Below are 1,061 nucleotides of genomic sequence, written 5' to 3'. Positions count from 1 at the left end.
ACTCGCAAGCGACTGACTCTCGCAATAAGCGTTCTTCTCTGCATCGTAATAAAACGCCACTTTGTGATTGGCCATCCCGCCCCGGTTGGGGACGAACAACTCGACGGCGAACACGACATCGGGCATAGCAGTTTTTCTATCCGACATCAGCGAGGGTGGCCCCAGAAACCTACAGGGCACGCCTTCAAAAGGCAGATCCAACTGGCCTTCTTGATACCTGTAAATCGCGCAAATGCCATTCGGATCTTCGATCACCACGGCAGCCATCGTTCCACCGCTCCAGTTCACGGCGCCATCTGCAATGGAGTGGAAACTATCGGCAGGCATTTCGCTTTCCTTCACGATGGCAGCGATCATGTTGGTAGGCATTGTACGGTTTTTACTTAAACCGACTGGCGCTGCGTTCGCGGACAATATCCATGTCAACGTCATAAACAATAGGTAAACAACCTTCATTGCCTCTCCTGTCCTGCAATCTTTCTCGCATACTCAACAAGATCTTTTGGATAAATCATCTGATTTATCTGGCTATCATCGATCCCATACAAAAATGCGATGGCACCCGCCTCAAACGCCCAATACCCGAAGTAACTACCGTCATCACCATTAATACTCAAGTGAGCATCATGCCAACTGGCTTGTAGTTCCCCGAAGGAAACGTACCATTGAGCGCAATATTCATTCAAAAGCGCAGACGCAGCTGACCGATCTGGCGCATATATCGCCCTGATCAATTGCGAATACACCGGATGAAACCATTCATCAATATCTGCCCTTCCCGGCAGATTTTTCCGCAGTAAATCTTCGTAGAGCGTATCTTCGCCTTTGAAGCCAGCCCTATCAGTCAGGAACACAAACCTGGCCAAAAGATCATTCCGATGCATGAGTATGCACAGGCTCGCAACTTGTACAAACTCCTCAAAGTCGCCGGGATTGCAGTGGTCAACTAATTCCGGACACCTCGATAGGTGGTTTTGACGCCATCGCCCGCTCATAGACGGTCGGTGGCAGATATCCCAGTTTCGAGTGAAGCCGTTCGTTGTTGTAATACCCAACGATGT

Annotated in this window: 2 protein-coding genes; both read right to left on the bottom strand. The window is 49.7% G+C overall.

The window, feature by feature from the left end; translation table 11 throughout:
* A partial coding sequence (locus tag EJA70_RS16170; RefSeq protein ID WP_158831982.1) for a hypothetical protein occupies positions 1-456 on the bottom strand: 456 nt, incomplete at its 3' end.
* On the bottom strand, positions 453-1,061 hold a 609-nt coding region (locus EJA70_RS16165; RefSeq protein ID WP_256677694.1), incomplete at its 5' end, for a PoNe immunity protein domain-containing protein. The genes EJA70_RS16165 and EJA70_RS16170, both read right to left, overlap by 4 nt.

Origin of the sequence: Pseudomonas sp. PB103 (assembly GCF_009764635.1) — a bacterium.
Lineage (GTDB): Bacteria > Pseudomonadota > Gammaproteobacteria > Pseudomonadales > Pseudomonadaceae > Aquipseudomonas.
This window is presented reverse-complemented; position numbering and strand designations above follow the sequence as displayed.